This is a genomic window from Paenibacillus sp. P32E, from assembly GCF_001909085.1.
In the GTDB taxonomy this organism is placed as follows: Bacteria; Bacillota; Bacilli; order Paenibacillales; family Paenibacillaceae; genus Paenibacillus_AQ; species Paenibacillus_AQ helianthi.
Genome location: NZ_LVYY01000012.1, coordinates 1 through 17,313, shown reverse-complemented (window position 1 = coordinate 17,313; position 17,313 = coordinate 1). Strand labels below are relative to the sequence as shown.

The following is a 17,313-nucleotide window of genomic DNA, read 5'->3' as shown; positions in this document are numbered from 1 at the left end:
AAAGGTCGGCCATTGCCGCAGAGTGTGTGCTTTTTCGTTTCTTTTAGAGCGGCGGATTCTTGTGGCATTTACGGCATACCGGGTAGTAGGCTTCATTGCCGCCGATCTGGATTTGCTTGCCGCTGTATACAGGCTTGCCGTTCTCGACGCGCAGCGCCATCGTGGCTTTGCGTTCGCAGAACCAGCAGATTGTTTTCATTTCTTCGATTTTGTCTGCATAGATCAGCATGTATTTGCTGCCTTCGAACAAATTGTTCTGGAAATCATTTTTAAGCCCAAAAGCCATGACCGGAATATTCAGCTCGTCGACAATCCGTACCAGCTGGAGGATGCAATCCTTCGTCAAAAATTGGCATTCATCGATCAGTACACAATGGGGTTTGGGCAAATTGCTGCTGACAATGCTGTATATATCCGTATTCTCGTCGATCGCGATCGCTTGCTTGCGCAACCCGATACGGGAGGATATATATCCGACTTCGTCCCGGTCGTCAAGGGATGGAGTGAAAATGAGCACCGACTTGCCCTGCTCCTCGTAATTATGCGCAACCTTGAGTATCTCAATGGATTTGCCGCTGTTCATTGCTCCATACTTGAAAAACAACTGTGCCACTTCCATCTATCCTTTCGTTAATCAGCCTGATGAATCCTCATCTATAAAAATGCGACTTTATTAGATTAGCATATTCTCAGTAAATGTAGCCAGTGAAAACATTTACGGGTAATGGTTAAAGAATGTTATAATGATCGCGGTTATGTGTATTTATTCAGAAGAACGTTTATAGAAAGAAGGCTTACCATTGACGGACCATATGGAAGGTTACAAAGAGAAGATAGCCGCTTTGCAAGAAAACGGGGAGCTGTCACAGGAAACGTTAAGCTTGCTGACAGAGATGCTAGGCGAGCTGGTTGAAATGAACCGAAGCAACAAGGCGCTGCGCCGGGTAATTTTGAAGGGACAATCTTCATCGATGTCCACCCGCCTGCGTGAAGCGCTCTACGAATAGACAAATGGGGTAACGCTGATGAACATCATTTTTTCCTATCTCAACAAATACAGGGTAGCTGCAATCGCCGCGCTGGTGATGATGGTGATCGAACTGGCGGTGGAGCTGTCCCAGCCCCTGCTGATCTCCAAAATTATTGATGACGGAATCAGGGAACAGGACAACCGGGTCGTCTGGCTATGGGGCGGTGTGCTGGTAGTAAGCGCAGTTTTGGCGTTTATTGCGGGCGTGCTCAGCTCTTTTTTTGCGTCTCATGCCAGCCAGGGGTTTGCCTTTGATCTGCGGGATAAGTTATATGAGAAGGTTCAGTCCTTTGCCTATGCCGTATTCAGCCGTTTCCCCACTTCATCTCTAATCACCCGTCTTACGGCGGATGTTTCACAGCTGCAGGATACGATTTTTATGGGACTCCGCTTCATGACTCGTGTGCCGCTCGTTGTTGTGGGCAGTGTGGTGATGGCGTTAGTCGTACATGTGAAGCTGGGGCTGCTGCTGGCAGTTACCCTTCCGGTACTCATTGTGTTTCTGTTCTGGGTGATGAGAAAGGCGGCGGTATTGTTCCGTAGCGTGCAGATCCGGCTGGATGGAGTCAACAGTGTAATTCAGGAGAACCTTACCGGTATCCGGTTGATTCGGGTGTTTGTGCGTATGAGCCATGAGACTTACCGTTTTGCATCATTCAGCAGGGAACTGATGAACTCCACTATAGCTGCGCTGCGGCTGACGGAGACCTCGGCTCCACTTATTATGCTGATTGTGAATGCGGGTATTATGCTGGTGCTGTGGTTCGGACGTATCGAGATTTCCGCCGGAGACGCAACGCTTGGACAGACTGTAGCAGTAATTAACTATTCCCTGCGTACGATCGGAGCCTTGTCAGCGCTATCCTGGATTATGGCGACGTTTTCCCGGGCCAAGGCTTCTTCGCAGCGGATTCAGGAAGTTATGTCGGCAGATCACCTGGAAGCTAAGAATGAAGTGGCGGGAACTATAAGAAAGACAGCACCTATTCAGGGTGAAGTTGAGTTCCAGCATGTTAGCTTCCGTTATCCGGAGAGTGATATTGCTGTGCTGGAGGATATTTCGTTTACGGTGCAGCCGGGAGAACGGGTGGCAATTATGGGAGCTACCGGCTCAGGCAAATCATCTCTGGTAGGCTTGATTCCCCGTTTGTATGAGCAGAACAGCGGTGTCATCCGGATCGACGGGGCAGCAAGTTCAGAGATGGAAATGTCCAGACTGCGCGGCGCCATCGGATATGTTCCCCAGGAGGTCCTGCTGTTTACCGGATCGGTGCGGGAGAACATTATCTGGGGCAAGCCGGATGCCACCCAGGAGGAGATTGAACGGGCAGCTGCAGCCGCGCAAATACATGATACGGTAAAAGAATTGCCGCATGGCTATGACACCATGCTGGGACAGCGGGGAGTCAATCTCTCCGGGGGGCAGAAGCAGCGGCTGACGATTGCCAGAGTGCTGGTTAGAAAACCCGCGGTTCTAATTCTGGATGACAGCACCAGTGCACTGGATGCGGTTACCGAAGGCCGGCTGCTGGCAGAACTGAAAAACATGTCCTGTACCACATTTCTTATTACGCAAAAAATCAGCTCGACCGTCTCTGCTGACCTTATCTTACTGCTGGATGAAGGCCGACTGATTGCGAAGGGGACGCATGATGAGCTGATGAAGGATTCGGAGCTGTACCGGAAGATCAATGAATCCCAAGACAGGGAGGTGGCGCAGCATGTTCAAAGCTTTACTTGACCCTTTTCGCCACCCGAAGCTGAGTGTCGGACTTGGTGATGCTGCAAGCTTCGGTTCGCCGGGAGGACGTAAACCAAAGGCAAAAGCCAAGAACTGGTCGGCCACACTACAGAGAATCTGGAGCTACCTGGCGAAACGCAAGGCCAAGCTCGCGCTTGTACTGGTGATGGTGTTTCTCAGCTCCGGTCTTGCTCTGCTCGGACCTTATTTGATCAGCAGAGCGGTGGACCACTATCTGGAAGGAAATGGAGGCAGAACCTGGGGATTCTTCCTAATCACGCTTGCCGCCGTATATCTGTTCAATTCCCTGACCTCCTGGCTGCAGAACATCTGGATGATCGAGATTGCCCAGGAGACCGTATTCCGGATGCGTACCGATCTGTTCGCCCATCTGCACCGGTTACCGATTCCGTTCTTCAACCGCAGGCAGCAGGGTGAAATTATGAGCCGTCTGACCAATGATATTGAGAATATTAGTTCCACGCTGAACAGCTCGGCGATTCAGATTTTCTCAAGCGTGCTGACACTGCTCGGCACGGTGGGTGTGATGCTGTGGCTAAGCCCGTTGCTCACGTTGCTGACCTTCATCGTAGTACCGCTGATGATCCTCGGCATGCGCTGGATTACACGGCGGACCGGTCCGCTGTTCAAGGAACGCCAGCGCAATATGGGCGAGCTTAACGGATTTATTGAGGAGACGTTGTCCGGGCAGAGAATCATCAAGGCTTTTTCGCAGGAGGAGCGGGTTATTGCGGGCTTTCGTGAGCGCAATACGCGGATTATGCTGTCGGGCTACTGGGCTCAGGCGATTTCGGGCTTTATTCCCAAGCTGATGAACGGCCTGAACAATCTGAGCTTTGCCATTGTAGCCGGAGTCGGCGGTCTGCTGGCTATCCGGGATTTAGTTACCGTAGGCGTTATTATCGCATTCGTGGAATACACGCGCCAATTCACGCGGCCGCTGAATGATCTGGCGAACCAGTGGAACACGCTGCTGTCGGCGATTGCCGGTGCAGAACGGGTATTTGAGGTGCTGGATGAAGGAGCCGAAGCCAAGGATGAAGGAACAGCGGGAGCGCTGGATCATGTGGAGGGTGCGGTGAAATTCTCCGGAGTGTCCTTCTCGTATGATGACGGAACCGATACGCTGCAGGATATCAGCTTCGAGGCCAAGCCCGGCGAGATGATTGCACTAGTTGGGCCAACCGGGGCAGGCAAAACCACGTTGATCGGCTTGCTGTCTCGCTTCTATGATCCTGACAAGGGCAGCATTACGCTGGATGGCAGGGACCTGTCTTCGATCCGCCGTGAGAGCTTGCGCAGCCACATGGCCTTTGTGCTGCAGGATTCTTTCTTGTTCAAGGGAACGATCCGTGACAATATCCGCTACGGCCGGCTGGATGCCAGTGACGAGGAAGTGGAGGAAGCGGCGAAGCTGGCGAATGCCCATTCTTTTATTATGCGGATGAAAGGCGGCTACGAACGGATGCTGTCTGTGGACGGCACAGGGATCAGCCAGGGACAAAAGCAGCTGCTGGCTATAGCCCGAGCGATTCTTGCCAATCCGTCCATGCTGGTGCTGGATGAAGCGACAAGCAGCATCGACACTGTAACGGAGATCAAGATCCAGGAGGGACTGCAGGCGCTGATGAAAGGCCGGACCAGCTTCGTGATCGCCCACCGTCTGGGGACGATCCGTGCGGCAGACCGTATTCTGGTGCTTCAGGGCGGACGGATTCTGCAGCAGGGGGCGCATAAAGAACTGCTGCAGGAGGGCGGATTGTACAGTGAGTTGGTACGGGGGACTTCGGATTCAGCGACGGGGTAGGTTATAAAAAAAAGGCAGTCCGAAATTCTTCGGAACTGCCTTTGCTGTCTATAAGGGGAACGGCTATGCTAGTCTCGCCTGTGATTACTATCGCTTAGCTGGAGGCATCCGGTGAGGGAGGCTGCTGGGTCTTTTGCTTCTCCTTGAAACGGGGACCGACGTAATTGCGCTTCCGGTCACGGGTCAGAATCCAGCCCCCGAGGAAGCTCATTCCGGCCAGGAACAGCAGCAGCCCTCCGCCAAAATGCAGCCAGGCAAAAACAGGAGTTGCGTTATCGTCGCCATGCATGGAAATATAGTTGAAAATATCGTCTTTCATCATCAGGAAGCCTGTCATCGCGAGGAGGCCGGGAATCACCAGAATCAGGATGGCAATGAAGCGTGTGGTGAGCAGTTTCATGATTTCCTCCTTTTCCACTTGTATCCCATTGAATTCACCCATATGATAACGCTTCAACGGGTAAAAGTCCATGTATATATGACGTTTGTAAGCTTTGTTATGGGGATAAAAGAGAGTACAATGTAATAGGTTAATTTAGAACTTACGAGTGATGAATGGAGGATACATATATGACGATTTCATGTGACGTGGCCATTCTTGGCGGAGGTACCGGAGGTTATGTGGCGGCGATCCGCGCAGCTCAGCTCGGAAAATCTGTCGTTGTCATTGAAATGGACAAACTGGGCGGAACCTGTCTGCACCGCGGCTGCATTCCAAGCAAATCGCTGCTGCGCAGTGCCGAGGTATACGCTGAAATACAAGAGAGTGAGAGTTATGGCATCGAGACTGCGGGGGTGCAGCTGGTATTCCCGAAGGTGCAGGCCCGCAAGGAAGCTGTGGTCGAGCAGTTGCATCAGGGTGTGCAGTTTCTGATGCGTAAAAATAAAATCCAGGTGCTGAAGGGAAAAGGACGCATTATTGGCCCTTCGATTTTCTCTCCGCGCAGCGGGGCCGTGGCAGTGGAGCTGGAGAATGGCGAGATGGAGACTGTGGTTTCCGGCAATCTCATTGTGGCAACCGGCTCGCGTCCACGCGTGCTGCCCGGTCTGAAGCCGGACGGCAAGGTTATACTGAGCAGCGAAGAAGCGTTGACACTGGAAGAACTGCCAGCCTCGATCATTATTGTGGGCGGCGGAGTCATCGGTGTGGAATGGGCTTCGATGCTGGCTGATTTTGGCGTGCAGGTCACTGTGGTCGAAGCGGCAGGACAATTACTGCCTCTCGAAGACGAGGAGATCGCCCGCGAACTGCTGCGGCTGTTGAAGAAACGCGGCGTGAAGGTGCTAACCGGGACAACTGTAGATGCTGAGACCTGTGTAATTTCAGAATCGGGAGTTACTATTGAAGCCCGTAAGGGTGAACAGGTCCAGACCCTGACGGCGGAGAAGCTTCTGGTATCTGTAGGCAGAGTGGCCAATATTGAGAATATTGGTATGGAGAATACTGATATTCATTTTGATAAAGGTGTAATTGAAGTTAATGGCAACATGCAGACTAATGAACCGCATATCTATGCGATCGGCGATTGCATCGGCGGACTCCAGCTGGCCCATGCTGCAAGTCATGAGGGAATACGTGCAGTGAACCATTTGGCGGGGGAGAAGCTTCATCCCTATCACCCGCACCTGGTTCCGCGCTGTGTCTACACGCGTCCTGAAGTGGCGAGCGTAGGGTATACGGAAAAAGAGGCCAAGGCGATTGGAGCGGATGTGGTCACTGGTAAGTTCCCGTTTTCGGCCATCGGAAAAGCGATTGTCTACGGAATGAAGGATGGCTTCGTCAAAGTCGTTGCCGACCGGAGCAGCGGAGATATTCTCGGTGTGCAGATGATCGGTCCCCATGTTACGGATCTAATCGGGGAAGCGGCACTGGCACAGCTGCTGGATGCCACACCTTGGGAAGTCGGGGAAGCGATTCATGCCCATCCTACACTTTCCGAGATCATTGGCGAAGCTATGCTCGCTGTGGATGGAAGAGCAATCGGATTCTAAGAAACGATGAATGCCCCCACGGGAATGCCGGGCGGAGCTGAAGGCGCCATATGCGTCAAAACAGCTCCAAACCGGCTTTTCGTGGCTTTTCTTTTTAGAGGAAAAGGGATTATAATGGACTGGAGTACGATTTAGTACCTGGTTTTAAGATCAGGCACAGATTAGCTTGAGTGTATGCCGCTTGATGCAAGTTGTACGAAGAAAATCAAGGAAGCATCGCTTAACAAACTTTTAGGAGGTACCTCATATGGAATCCCAAGGTACTGTAGAAACCGTTAACAGACATAAGCCGCTTGGACTCAGTGACGGCCAGGTCATCGATATGTACAGATATATGCAGCTCGGGCGGAAGTACGATGAACGCAGCCTGCTGCTTCAGCGCGCCGGGAAGATCAACTTTCATGTCTCCGGGATCGGCCAGGAGGCGGCCCAGGTAGCAGCAGCTTTTGCGCTGGACCGGGAAAATGACTATTTTTTACCTTATTACCGTGACTATGCCTTTGTGCTGACTGTGGGTATGACAACGCGTGAACTGATGCTGTCTGTGTTCGCCAAAGCCGAAGACCCTAATAGCGGAGGCCGGCAGATGCCGGGCCATTTCGGAAGTAAACGCCTGCGGATTGTGACCGGGTCAAGTCCGGTGACCACACAGGTGCCGCATGCCGTGGGCTTTGCCCTGGCAGCCAAAATGCAGAAGAAGAAATTCGTTTCATTTGTCACCTTCGGGGAAGGCTCCAGCAACCAGGGGGATTTCCATGAAGCGTGCAATTTCGCCGGGGTGAATAAGCTGCCGGTCATCATTTTTTGCCAGAACAACCAGTATGCAATTTCGGTTCCGGCCCACAAGCAGCTTGGGGGTAAAGTCAGCGACCGTGCACTGGGCTACGGCTTCCCGGGTATCCAGGTAGACGGCAATGATCCGCTGGAGGTGTACCGCGTGGTGAAGGAAGCGCGTGAGCGTGCGCTAGCCGGTGAAGGCCCGACCCTGATTGAGGCGATGATGTACCGCTTATCTCCGCACTCCACCTCGGATAATGATCTGGCTTACCGGACGAAGGAGGAAGTGGATGCCAACTGGAAAAAAGACGGCATTGCCGCCTTCCGCACCTACTTGATTGAACTTGGACTCTGGAGTGACGAGCAGGAACGTGATCTGGCTGCAGAATACAATCTGGAGCTGAAGGCAGCCATTGAATACGCTGAAAATGCGCCGTTTCCGAAACCGGAAGATACGCTGCTGCATGTATACAGTGAATCTGACCTCAAGGGAGGAGCCTAACCCATGGCGATTATGGAATATATCGATGCCATCCGGCTGGCAATGAAGGAAGAACTGGAGCGCGATGAATCGGTGTTCGTGCTCGGCGAGGATGTCGGCGTTAAGGGTGGAGTCTTTACCACCACCAAAGGGCTGCAGGAGCAGTTCGGGGAAGAACGCGTCATGGATACGCCGCTGGCAGAATCCGCCATAGCCGGCGTGGCTATCGGTGCAGCGATGTACGGGATGAAGCCGATTGCTGAAATGCAGTATTCTGACTTCATGCTTCCGGCGACTAACCAGATCATCAGCGAAGCTGCCAAAATCCGCTACCGCTCCAATAACGACTGGAGCTGTCCGGTGGTGATCCGTGCTCCTATTGGCGGGGGGATCTTCGGCGGACTGTACCATTCGCAATGCCCGGAATCGATTTTCTTCGGGACGCCAGGGCTTAAGATAGTAGCACCGTACTCGGCTTATGACGCCAAAGGGCTGTTGAAGGCAGCTGTGCGTGATCCTGATCCGGTCCTCTTCTTCGAGAACAAAAAGTGCTATAAGCTGATTAAGGAAGATGTGCCTGAAGGGGATTACACCGTTCCGATCGGTGAAGCAAATCTGCTACGTGAAGGCAGCGATATTACAGTAATCGGGTACAGTCTGCCGCTGCATTTTGCCATGCAGGCTGCGGAAGAGCTGGAGCGCGAGGAAGGCATTACTGCACATATCCTTGATCTGCGCACCTTGCAGCCGCTGGACCGCGAGGCCATTATTGCCGCTGCCCGCCAGACCGGGAAGGTCCTGATTGTTCACGAGGACAACAAGACCGGTGGCATCGGCGGAGAAGTGGCGGCAATTATCGCAGAACACTGCCTGTTCGAGCTGGATGCGCCGATCTTCCGTCTCTGCGGACCGGACGTGCCGGCGATGCCCATCAGCCCGCCGATGGAGAAGTTCTTCATGCTGAGCAAGGATAAAGTGAAAGCGGAAATGCTGCGCCTTGCACAGTACTAAGTTTCATACCAGTTGGACCGAACTTGAAAAAACAAAAGGCAGTCATCGTTAGTGGAAAAAGTATCATGAATTGGACTCATTCAGCTTGTGGAGTAACCAAGTGGGAAAAAGTACCACTAATCCGGCTGAAAAACCCAGTATGTAATGAATAGGCATGAATTAGATGTACAAAATCCCACTAAAACCTTATCTAGCCAGGATTACAGCAAATTAGTTTTACTTTTTCCACTTAATATAGAGTGAACTTAAGAATCTAACCTGATTTCTTGTTGAATCTTATAGCTCTCAGAGAATTCGCCGAGTTTTGTACGAAGAACTATCTGTAAGCATATGCTTACAAAACTTAAGCGAATGCTTCCGAAGTGAGTTTTGTACGAAGTACTATCTGTAAGCATATGCTTACAAAACTTTAAGGAGTGACATTATGTCTGACAACACAATGCTGACCGATGTGATTATGCCGCAGCTGGCGGAGTCGCTGGTGTCGGCGACGATCGGTAAATGGCTGAAGCAGCCAGGGGATTCCATCGAGCAGTACGAACCGCTCTGTGATCTGATTACGGATAAAGTCAATGCGGAGTTGCCTGCCACCGTAGATGGCACACTGGTGGAGCTGCTGGCGGAAGAAGGACAGACCGTGAGCGTAGGAGAGGTGATTGCACGCATAGCCGTAGCTGCACCTGCCGCATCAAGCGCACCGGCTGCTCCAGCGGCCGCTCCTACTGCGAATGCTGCGCCGCAAGCGCAATCCGTGACCCGTCCGGCGCCCAATCAAGCGCCAGCAGCGGGCAGACCACCGGTGCCGGCTGCTGCGTTTGACGCATCCGCACCGATGCGCTCCCGGTATTCACCGGCGGTGCAGACCCTTGCCGCGGAGCACGGCATTGATCTCACGGCGGTGCCGGGGACCGGCCTTGGCGGGCGCATTACGCGCAAGGACGTGCTGACGTTCCTTGATAACGGCGGCGCATCCGCCGCTGGCTTGTCTGTTACCCCAGCAGCCTCTGCTGGACAGCAGGCACCGGAAGTTTCGCAGCAGCCTGCGATCCAGGGGATTCAGGAAGAAGTACAGGATGCAATGGTACCAGTCCGCCATTCAGGGCTTCATCTAAGTGAAACACCGCGTATTCCTACAATTGAGGTAGAGGGGGGACGGGGCAGCAGTTCGGAGTATCTGATCGACGTAACCCCAATCCGCAACACGATTGCAACAAGAATGCGTCAGAGTGTCTCCGAGATTCCGCATGCCTGGACGATGATCGAAGTGGATGTGACCAATCTGGTCATGCTGCGTAACAAGCTGAAGGATGAGTTCAAACGCAAAGAAGGTATTAACCTGACTTATCTGGCCTTCTTGATGAAAGCTGTCGTAAGTGCCATTAAGGATTACCCGATCATGAACTCGGTATGGGCTGTTGATAAAATTATCGTCAAACGCGACATCAACATCTCGCTGGCTGTCGGTACTGAGGATTCAGTGATGACGCCGGTTATCAAAAAAGCCGATCAGAAGAATGTTGCGGGACTTGCCCGCGAAATCGACGAGCTGGCTATGAAGACCCGTGAAGGCAAGCTGCGTCTGGAGGATATGCAGGGCGGCACATTTACAGTGAACAATACCGGTTCATTCGGCTCGATTCTGTCCTATCCGATCATCAATTACCCGCAGGCAGCTATACTTACCTTCGAATCCATTGTGAAAAAACCTGTTGTGATCAACGATATGATCGCCGTACGTTCCATGGCTAATATCTGTCTGTCACTGGATCACCGGATTCTGGACGGCGTTATTTCTGGACGGTTCCTGCAGCGTGTCAAGGAGAATGTGGAGGGTTATACACCGGATACGAAGGTGTATTAATTAATGAATGAATGGTATAACCCTGTAACAGGAGACTGTAATACAAAGGGGACCTGAGAGCATGAGCAGCACGGATCTAAGTTTACTGGAAGTTTCATATCTTCCGCTGATGGAATACGGGGCGGCCTGGGAGCTGCAAAAGGAGGCTGTTCAGGCAATTGATGCCGGTACAGGGCCGGAGCGGCTGATTCTTTTGCAGCATCCGCCAACCTATACCATCGGCTCCCAGCATCATCCTGAACATCTTCTCCTCAGTGCCGAACAGCTTAAGCAAAAAGGCATTTCGCTGTTTGAAATCGACCGGGGAGGAGATATTACATATCATGGTCCCGGCCAGCTGGTTGGATACCCGCTGCTGAAGCTTGGGGTGGATGGCAAGGTGGATTTGCACGGCTATCTGCGCCGTCTGGAGTCTGTAATTATTGATTTTTTGGCTTCTTACGGCATTGAAGGCAGCCGCAAACCGGAATATACGGGTGTGTGGGTTGGCGATGAGAAAATCTGTGCCATTGGAGTCAAATTCAATAAAAGTAAATTCCGCAAAGGCTTTATCACCAGCCACGGGTTCGCGTTCAATATTACAGCGGGAATCGGGGAACAGGGATTTCAGGGGATCATTCCTTGCGGGATTACCGAGTATGGAGTCACCTCACTGGAGGAATGCGCCGGGCGTCCGTTTGAACTCCGGGAGGTAGCCGGAGAATTGATTCCCTATTTCCTGAAGTATTTTCCTTATGAGATGTCTGATGCTGTACTTCAGGCGGATTCGCTGCAGACCGATTAAGCCGACGAGCATTCTCAGGTACGCTCAAGTCAAATAGCGCCCGGAGCATCCGGACGCTATTATTAACGGGCCAAGGGGATGATCAGCCGGCCAGGAAGGGCTCAAGGACGAAGAGTACGGTAGAGGCGATCATGGCGATCAGCATAACATAGATAACGATGCGGAACCATTTTTGACGTTGCATGAGTGACTCCTTTGAAATTAGTTTAAGTTAGAAGCGTATGGAAGGTTTAGCACAATACTGTTATTGTAACGTATCCGTGAAAGAGAGGGAAGTCCAATGATCTCACAAGACCGCTTGATTCAGGAATTCATGGAGCTTGTCCGTGTAGATAGTGAAACAGGAAACGAACGGCAGATTGCCGATGTGCTCACAGAAAAATTCAGCGCCCTGGGCCTTACCGCCATTGAAGATGATTCCAAAGAACGCACGGGTCATGGAGCAGGCAATTTATTCGTGACCTGGCCAGCCGAGGAGGGGACTTCTGCCCCTAAGATGCTGTTCACCTGCCATATGGATACCGTGGTTCCGGGTAAAAATATTAAGCCTTCCTTGGGCGCAGACGGCTGGATTACCAGCGATGGCAGCACAATTCTTGGCTCGGATGACAAGGCTGGACTCGCTGCTGTGTTCGAAGCCATTCGCGTGATTCAGGAGCAAAAACTGCCTCATGGACAGATTCAGTTTGTCATTACCGCAGGTGAAGAGTCAGGGCTGCTGGGTGCCCGGAACATGGACCCGAGCCATTTGGATGCCGAGTTCGGCTTTGCCCTGGACTCCAACGGTGAAGTGGGAGCGATAGCAGTCGCTGCACCGACCCAGGCGAAGGTGACCATGCAGATTTTTGGCAAATCCGCTCATGCTGGCGTGAATCCGGAGGATGGAATCAGCGCGATTCAAGTCGCCAGCAAAGCTATCTCGGCGATGAAGCTTGGACGCATCGACAAGGAGACAACAGCCAATATCGGCAAATTTGCCGGAGGCGGCCCAACAAATGTGGTCTGTGACCATGTGCAGCTGGATGCCGAAGCGCGCAGTATTGTGCAGGAAAAGGTAGAGCGGCAGATTGCTTCCATGCGTGAAGCGCTGGAGACTACGGCCCGCGAATACGGTGCGGAAAGTGAGTTCCGCAGTGAAATTATCTATCCGGCATTCAGCTTCAATGAGCATGATCCGGTAGTGAAGCTGGCGGAACGTGCGATTACATCACTTGGGCTGTCCCCAAGATTGTTCGCGTCGGGCGGCGGCAGCGATGCCAATGTGTTCAACGGATTGAAGGTTCCAACGGTAAACCTGGCGGTCGGCTATCAAAATATCCATACGACCAAAGAGCGGATCAAAGCCGAGGATATCGCGAAGGTGGCCGAACTCGTTGTTGCTATTGTGAAGGAAAGTGTAAAAGGCTGATCCAGCCACGGGCAGCTTAGGTTGCTGCGTGACATACATGAAGGAGCTGTCTCCGGTCCATCCCCGGGAACAGCTCCTTATGTTTACTCACCCTGATGAACACCAAGAGATTATCCGGCCTTGTTCGCATTATGGTTCCGTTCTTCAGAATGCAGCAGCAGGATATAGGCCAGCGGCATATCACGTCCATATTGCTGTATCCACCCGGCTATCACAGCCTTAATTTGCTCCGGTCTGCCTACCATTGCGACGGCGGATGAGCTTGTATGGACAAGGATATCATTCATGCCTGCATTCCTTCTTCCCTCTTAAGTTTGCTATAATACACCCTATGCAGATTGAAGCCAAAGGAGACCATTAACCTATGAAAAATGATGAAATCAAACGCAATCCCGCACTGGACGAAGAAACTTTATCCACACAGCCGATTTTTGAAGGTAAAATCATTTCGCTGCAGGTGGATACTGTCAAACTGCCTGATGGCAATACCGCAACGCGCGAGGTCGTGAAGCATCCGGGGGCTGTAGCCGTACTGGCGCTGAACAAGGGTAAAATGCTGGTGGTTGAGCAGTACCGTCAGCCGATGCACCGCACCGAAGTGGAAATTCCAGCAGGCAAGCTGGATATAGGTGAAGATCCGCTGGTGGCAGCCGAGCGGGAGCTTCAGGAAGAAACGGGTTTTCATAGCGGTGAGCTAAAGCTGCTGAAGTCGTTCTATACTTCTCCCGGTTTTGCGGATGAAATCATCCACTTGTATGTCACGGACAATGCCCAGACGGGAGATATGTCGCTGGATGATGATGAGTTTCTGGAGGTCTCGGAGCTGACACTGGAGGAAGCGTATCAATACATCGCGGATGGGCGAATTGCCGACGCCAAAACCATGATGGCCGTCTACGCCTGGCATTTATATACGCTTACAGGCCAATGGCACTAGGAGCTAAGCTTCAAGGCTTTTATTGCGACCTTCATGTGCATATCGGGCGGACATCGGAAGGGCAAGCTGTCAAAATCAGCGGAAGCAGCAGCCTTACTTTTGCTAACATCGCCAAAGAGGCGGCGCAGCGCAAAGGAATGGAGCTGATCGGCATTATCGACAGCCATGCGCCGGGAGTTCAGGCGGATATCCGTACACTGCTGGCCTCAGGTGAGATGAGCGAAGCAGAAGGAGGCGGGATCGCTTACCAGGGAACGACGATTGTACTGGGAACGGAAATCGAAATCCGTGAGCCCGGGCGTAAAGAGTGTCATGTCCTGGCTTTCCTGCCGGATCTTACGGCGATGGAGGCATTCAGCAACTGGATGAGCAAGCATATGCGCAACATTAACCTGAGCTCCCAGCGGCTGTATGTTCCGGCCCGGCAGCTGCAGGATGAGATCTGCGGGCGGGGCGGGATACTCATTCCGGCACATATTTTCACCCCCCATAAAGGACTGTATGGGTGTGCCGCTGAACGAATGGCCGAACTATTTGACCTGGAGAGGATTGCTGCGGTGGAGCTAGGGCTGAGCGCCGATTCGGGAATGGCAGGTTATATATCCGAGCTTGACCCTTACACCTTCCTGACCAACTCCGATGCCCATTCACTTGGTAAAATCGGCCGCGAGTATAATGTGATTGAGATGGAAAAGCCCTCTTTCGCTGAGTTGCGGCTCGCGCTGGCGCGTCAGGAAGGGCGCAGGGTCAGCGCCAACTATGGGTTGAATCCGCGGCTCGGCAAGTATCACCGTACCTATTGTGCGGGCTGTGGCAGTATCGTTGACGAGGCATATGCCACTTCGGAGCGTTGTCCGTATTGCGGTAGCCCAAAGCTGGTGCAAGGTGTGTTAGACCGGATTCTGGCGATTGCAGACCGCGAAGAGCCTTTAATTCCTCCACATCGGCCAGCGTACCATTATCAGGTGCCGCTGGAGTTTATTCCGGGGCTGGGCAAGCGCAAGCTGGAGCTGTTGCTGCAGGCTTTTGGCACCGAGATGAGAATCCTGCACTCTGCCGGTGAGGCGGAATTGGCCGCTGTTGCCGGAGCAGATCTGGCATCGCAGATTGTGAGAGCCCGTTCCGGCACGCTTGCGCTGTCGTCGGGCGGCGGAGGGACCTACGGCAAGGTAGTGAAAAGCTAACGGCAGCGGACAAGTCATAGAGTGGGACGTTTCTTCATATGGTGTAACATATGACCGGAAAGGAGAACGTCCCGATGCGCAGTTTACGGCTGATGATGAAGGAACAGACGCCTCTTTATATTTTTGTCGCGGTATTGTTTTTGGTTGGGGTCGTTTTCGGGGCTTTGATTGTGAGTGCACTGACGCTGGATCAGCAGCAGGAGCTTGGGGATTACCTGGGGAATTTCTTCGTCACCGTTGATCAGCAGGGGCTTCCTACAGCACCGGATTCTTACTGGGACATTGCTGCGCTGAATCTGAAGTGGATCGGTCTGATTTGGATTCTGGGGTTGTCTGTGATCGGACTGCCCGGCATTCTGATTCTTGATTTTCTCAAAGGTGTGCTTATCGGCTTTACCGTCGGCACTCTGGTCAGCGAGTATTCCTGGCATGGCATGCTGTTCGCGCTGGTCTCGGTTGCGCCGCATAATCTCGTGCTGATTCCGGTACTGCTGGTAGGCAGCGCGGCAGCGATTGCTTTTTCCCTGCTGATGATCCGCAGCCGGGTGCTGGGTCAGCGGCGCTCTCCGGTAACCCGGCCATTCGCCATGTACACCCTGCTTTCCCTTGGACTGGCGGTGCTGGTGCTGGGCGTCTCCGGTTTTGAAGCCTGGGTGACGCCATCGATGATGCGCTGGGTGACGCCGATGCTTGTTAGTAATGCCTGAAAACACTGGCGTATTGCGAGTTGAGGTGTTTATCTGATTAACAAAAATCACGCAAAAATCACATTTCCGGCGATTTCTTAGGATTAATGATGTTATCAAAGTGTATCTTCACTTTATTCGATGCATCACTGGTTATGACAGCTGTAACGTGCGTATAAATTTTTAACGTGGTTTTTGAATCATCGTGTCCTACCCGCTGCATGATAACCGCTAGGTCAACCTTTGCCTCAGCGAGCATACTGATGTGTGTGTGTCGAAATATATAGGGTGTAGCATGTTTAGTAATAGTTGTCCGTTTCAGTAATCGATCCATACGATTTAACAAAAACTTTTGGTTTAAGGGTCTGCCGTTTGGACGAGAAAACATATATTTTTCATCATAGAAATCGTCGTTCACTTGCTTATAGCGCTTTTGGCGTTCTTCTTGGTCTGCTTTATATGCCTTTAGCATCTTAATAATTACATCATCCAAATCAAAATTTCGTATTGCAGCATTTGTTTTGGGTGGTGTGATTTCAATCTTGTACATATTGCTTTCGGGACTGTATAGCGTTTTGCTAATACGTAACATCCCTGTGCTAAAATTGAGGTCTGACCACTTCAATGCACACAACTCACCAGACGAAGGCCGAGTAAATTAGCAAATAGAAGGCTTCTAAATCACCGTACAATCCTCTTTTACGTACCTCTGCTAAAAACTCCTGGATTTCATTCTTCTCCAGAAATTTCTCGGTGATCAAACTATTTTCAATATCATCCACTGTCTGTACACGTTGTGGTATTTTTGCGCCTTTACACGGATTATCATCTCGTAGATTATTTAGGATTGCCCATTCGAAGATCATATTCGCACAAACGTGTATGCTTTTCAAATAAGATTTTGAGTATCCTTCATCAAACAGATCGTTTAGTATTTTTTTATATTGCCGATGTGTAACTTGATCAATGTTGATCTTAGAAATATGTTTTTCCAGCACTTTCAATGTTTTTGTTCTTAGACGAATGGAGCTTGACTTAACTTCGGTTCTGGAGTAGTCTGCAAGCCATTCCTGGGCAGCATCACTGAAAGATGTCTGTTTGCCTTCCCGCGTTGCCTGGCGGCATGGCAAAGGCGTGACACGGCTGATTCTGCCTATGGAGGCGGTTGACGATGCTATTAATTTTTAAATGTCGCCTCATACAAAATCACAAAACTACCCGCCACTGTTCATCTCACAAGATTCTCCGAATTCGGCGAGGTCCTTTCCCTGGAACTCCTGTTCTTCTTGGTGCTCTGCCGCTTCAATGTCAGCAAACAGAGCGTGTACCTTCTCCTGTAATTTCGCTTTGTGTTTGCTGACCGCTTTGCCCCAAACAAAGGTGTAGCGATTGGCATTCGCCTCGATCTTAGTGCCGTCCACAAAATAATGCTCCAGAGACACGTATTTTTCGTCAGCCAGAAACTGAAGCACGGCGGTAAATACCGTTTCGAGGACATTCCTCATCCGCTGGGAACGGAAGCGATTAAGAGTTCGAAAGTTGGGGCGCTGCCGTCCGGCCAGCCACATGAAAGGAATATTCTCTCGCACGGCT

18 protein-coding genes and 1 pseudogene are annotated in these 17,313 nt (G+C 51.7%); 12 read left to right on the top strand and 7 right to left on the bottom strand.

Features of this window, described 5'->3' with window-relative positions; translation table 11 throughout:
* Positions 1 to 43: 43 nt before the first annotated feature.
* Positions 44 to 613, bottom strand: a complete 570-nt coding sequence (locus A3848_RS12435) for a thymidine kinase (protein ID WP_074085406.1) — start codon at positions 611 to 613, stop codon at positions 44 to 46.
* Positions 614 to 800: 187 nt separating this feature from the next.
* On the opposite strand from A3848_RS12435, the gene A3848_RS12430 reads away from it, so the two are divergent.
* The 3 genes from A3848_RS12430 to A3848_RS12420 are packed head-to-tail and all read left to right on the top strand — an operon-like array spanning position 801 to position 4,599.
* Positions 801 to 1,007, top strand: coding sequence for a hypothetical protein (locus A3848_RS12430; protein WP_074085262.1), 207 nt, complete (start codon positions 801 to 803; stop codon positions 1,005 to 1,007).
* Between the two features lie 18 nt (positions 1,008 to 1,025).
* Positions 1,026 to 2,771, top strand: a complete 1,746-nt coding sequence (locus A3848_RS12425; RefSeq protein ID WP_074085261.1) for an ABC transporter ATP-binding protein — start codon at positions 1,026 to 1,028, stop codon at positions 2,769 to 2,771.
* On the top strand, positions 2,752 to 4,599 hold the full coding sequence (locus A3848_RS12420) for an ABC transporter ATP-binding protein (protein WP_074085260.1): 1,848 nt from the start codon (positions 2,752 to 2,754) through the stop codon (positions 4,597 to 4,599). The genes A3848_RS12425 and A3848_RS12420 overlap by 20 nt, the downstream gene beginning before the upstream one ends.
* Positions 4,600 to 4,693: 94 nt before the next feature.
* Here the strand turns inward: A3848_RS12420 and A3848_RS12415 are convergent, their stop codons facing one another.
* Complete coding sequence (locus tag A3848_RS12415) at positions 4,694 to 4,999, bottom strand: DUF2627 domain-containing protein (protein ID WP_074085259.1); 306 nt, start codon at positions 4,997 to 4,999, stop codon at positions 4,694 to 4,696.
* Positions 5,000 to 5,169: 170 nt separating this feature from the next.
* Between A3848_RS12415 and lpdA the strand changes: the two genes are divergently transcribed.
* The 5 genes from lpdA to lipB all read left to right on the top strand — a co-directional run bounded on the left by lpdA (position 5,170) and on the right by lipB (position 11,505).
* Complete coding sequence (gene lpdA / locus A3848_RS12410; protein WP_074085258.1) at positions 5,170 to 6,591, top strand: dihydrolipoyl dehydrogenase; 1,422 nt, start codon at positions 5,170 to 5,172, stop codon at positions 6,589 to 6,591.
* A gap of 247 nt (positions 6,592 to 6,838) precedes the next feature.
* Complete coding sequence (locus A3848_RS12405) at positions 6,839 to 7,870, top strand: thiamine pyrophosphate-dependent dehydrogenase E1 component subunit alpha (RefSeq protein ID WP_074085257.1); 1,032 nt, start codon at positions 6,839 to 6,841, stop codon at positions 7,868 to 7,870.
* Positions 7,871 to 7,873: 3 nt separating this feature from the next.
* A complete protein-coding gene (locus A3848_RS12400) occupies positions 7,874 to 8,860 on the top strand; it encodes an alpha-ketoacid dehydrogenase subunit beta (RefSeq protein ID WP_074085256.1) in 987 nt (328 codons plus the stop codon).
* Between the two features lie 424 nt (positions 8,861 to 9,284).
* Positions 9,285 to 10,721 carry a dihydrolipoamide acetyltransferase family protein gene (locus A3848_RS12395; protein WP_074085255.1) on the top strand — a complete coding sequence of 479 codons (1,437 nt, stop codon included), beginning with the start codon at positions 9,285 to 9,287 and terminating at the stop codon, positions 10,719 to 10,721.
* 61 nt (positions 10,722 to 10,782) lie between these two features.
* Entirely contained in the window at positions 10,783 to 11,505 is a 723-nt protein-coding gene (gene lipB, locus A3848_RS12390; RefSeq protein WP_074085254.1) for a lipoyl(octanoyl) transferase LipB, read from the top strand.
* An 82-nt stretch (positions 11,506 to 11,587) separates the two neighbouring features.
* Here the strand turns inward: lipB and prli42 are convergent, their stop codons facing one another.
* Positions 11,588 to 11,689 carry a stressosome-associated protein Prli42 gene (gene prli42, locus A3848_RS31720; RefSeq protein WP_143186211.1) on the bottom strand — a complete coding sequence of 34 codons (102 nt, stop codon included), beginning with the start codon at positions 11,687 to 11,689 and terminating at the stop codon, positions 11,588 to 11,590.
* 96 nt (positions 11,690 to 11,785) lie between these two features.
* Here prli42 and A3848_RS12385 point away from each other — a divergent pair, with 96 nt between their 5' ends.
* The gene (locus A3848_RS12385; protein ID WP_074085253.1) at positions 11,786 to 12,913 is read left to right on the top strand and encodes a tripeptidase T; all 1,128 of its coding nucleotides are present in this window, start codon (positions 11,786 to 11,788) and stop codon (positions 12,911 to 12,913) included.
* A 110-nt stretch (positions 12,914 to 13,023) separates the two neighbouring features.
* Here the strand turns inward: A3848_RS12385 and A3848_RS32295 are convergent, their stop codons facing one another.
* Entirely contained in the window at positions 13,024 to 13,200 is a 177-nt protein-coding gene (locus A3848_RS32295) for a hypothetical protein (protein WP_178381987.1), read from the bottom strand.
* 77 nt (positions 13,201 to 13,277) lie between these two features.
* Here A3848_RS32295 and A3848_RS12380 point away from each other — a divergent pair, with 77 nt between their 5' ends.
* From A3848_RS12380 to spoIIM, 3 genes are all read left to right on the top strand, one after another.
* A complete protein-coding gene (locus A3848_RS12380; RefSeq protein WP_074085252.1) occupies positions 13,278 to 13,850 on the top strand; it encodes an NUDIX domain-containing protein in 573 nt (190 codons plus the stop codon).
* A complete protein-coding gene (locus A3848_RS12375; RefSeq protein ID WP_074085251.1) occupies positions 13,841 to 15,034 on the top strand; it encodes an endonuclease Q family protein in 1,194 nt (397 codons plus the stop codon). Before A3848_RS12380 ends, A3848_RS12375 begins: the two co-directional genes overlap by 10 nt.
* A gap of 74 nt (positions 15,035 to 15,108) precedes the next feature.
* On the top strand, positions 15,109 to 15,741 hold the full coding sequence (spoIIM, locus tag A3848_RS12370) for a stage II sporulation protein M (RefSeq protein WP_074085250.1): 633 nt from the start codon (positions 15,109 to 15,111) through the stop codon (positions 15,739 to 15,741).
* A gap of 58 nt (positions 15,742 to 15,799) precedes the next feature.
* On the opposite strand, the gene A3848_RS12365 is transcribed toward spoIIM, so the two are convergent.
* The 3 genes and pseudogenes from A3848_RS12365 to A3848_RS12355 form a co-directional block, all read right to left on the bottom strand.
* On the bottom strand, positions 15,800 to 16,312 hold the full coding sequence (locus A3848_RS12365) for a site-specific integrase (protein ID WP_256702357.1): 513 nt from the start codon (positions 16,310 to 16,312) through the stop codon (positions 15,800 to 15,802).
* A gap of 43 nt (positions 16,313 to 16,355) precedes the next feature.
* Positions 16,356 to 16,850, bottom strand: a complete 495-nt coding sequence (locus tag A3848_RS12360) for a phage integrase central domain-containing protein (protein WP_167374691.1) — start codon at positions 16,848 to 16,850, stop codon at positions 16,356 to 16,358.
* Positions 16,851 to 16,943: 93 nt separating this feature from the next.
* Positions 16,944 to 17,313: pseudogene (locus A3848_RS12355) on the bottom strand (transposase); the annotation flags it as partial.

What these genes read in the sequence shown, in the direction of transcription:
- A3848_RS12420 (WP_074085260.1), top strand. Translation starts at nt 2,752, where the DNA reads ATGTTCAAAGCTTTACTTGACCCTTTTCGCCACCCGAAGCTGAGTGTC.
- A3848_RS12415 (WP_074085259.1), bottom strand. Translation starts at nt 4,999, where the DNA reads ATGAAACTGCTCACCACACGCTTCATTGCCATCCTGATTCTGGTGATT.
- lipB (WP_074085254.1), top strand. Translation starts at nt 10,783, where the DNA reads ATGAGCAGCACGGATCTAAGTTTACTGGAAGTTTCATATCTTCCGCTG.
- spoIIM (WP_074085250.1), top strand. Translation starts at nt 15,109, where the DNA reads ATGCGCAGTTTACGGCTGATGATGAAGGAACAGACGCCTCTTTATATT.
- A3848_RS12375 (WP_074085251.1), top strand. Translation starts at nt 13,841, where the DNA reads ATGGCACTAGGAGCTAAGCTTCAAGGCTTTTATTGCGACCTTCATGTG.
- A3848_RS12425 (WP_074085261.1), top strand. Translation starts at nt 1,026, where the DNA reads ATGAACATCATTTTTTCCTATCTCAACAAATACAGGGTAGCTGCAATC.
- A3848_RS12405 (WP_074085257.1), top strand. Translation starts at nt 6,839, where the DNA reads ATGGAATCCCAAGGTACTGTAGAAACCGTTAACAGACATAAGCCGCTT.
- A3848_RS12380 (WP_074085252.1), top strand. Translation starts at nt 13,278, where the DNA reads ATGAAAAATGATGAAATCAAACGCAATCCCGCACTGGACGAAGAAACT.
- A3848_RS12385 (WP_074085253.1), top strand. Translation starts at nt 11,786, where the DNA reads ATGATCTCACAAGACCGCTTGATTCAGGAATTCATGGAGCTTGTCCGT.
- A3848_RS32295 (WP_178381987.1), bottom strand. Translation starts at nt 13,200, where the DNA reads ATGAATGATATCCTTGTCCATACAAGCTCATCCGCCGTCGCAATGGTA.
- A3848_RS12400 (WP_074085256.1), top strand. Translation starts at nt 7,874, where the DNA reads ATGGCGATTATGGAATATATCGATGCCATCCGGCTGGCAATGAAGGAA.
- A3848_RS12365 (WP_256702357.1), bottom strand. Translation starts at nt 16,312, where the DNA reads ATGTTACGTATTAGCAAAACGCTATACAGTCCCGAAAGCAATATGTAC.
- prli42 (WP_143186211.1), bottom strand. Translation starts at nt 11,689, where the DNA reads ATGCAACGTCAAAAATGGTTCCGCATCGTTATCTATGTTATGCTGATC.
- A3848_RS12395 (WP_074085255.1), top strand. Translation starts at nt 9,285, where the DNA reads ATGTCTGACAACACAATGCTGACCGATGTGATTATGCCGCAGCTGGCG.
- lpdA (WP_074085258.1), top strand. Translation starts at nt 5,170, where the DNA reads ATGACGATTTCATGTGACGTGGCCATTCTTGGCGGAGGTACCGGAGGT.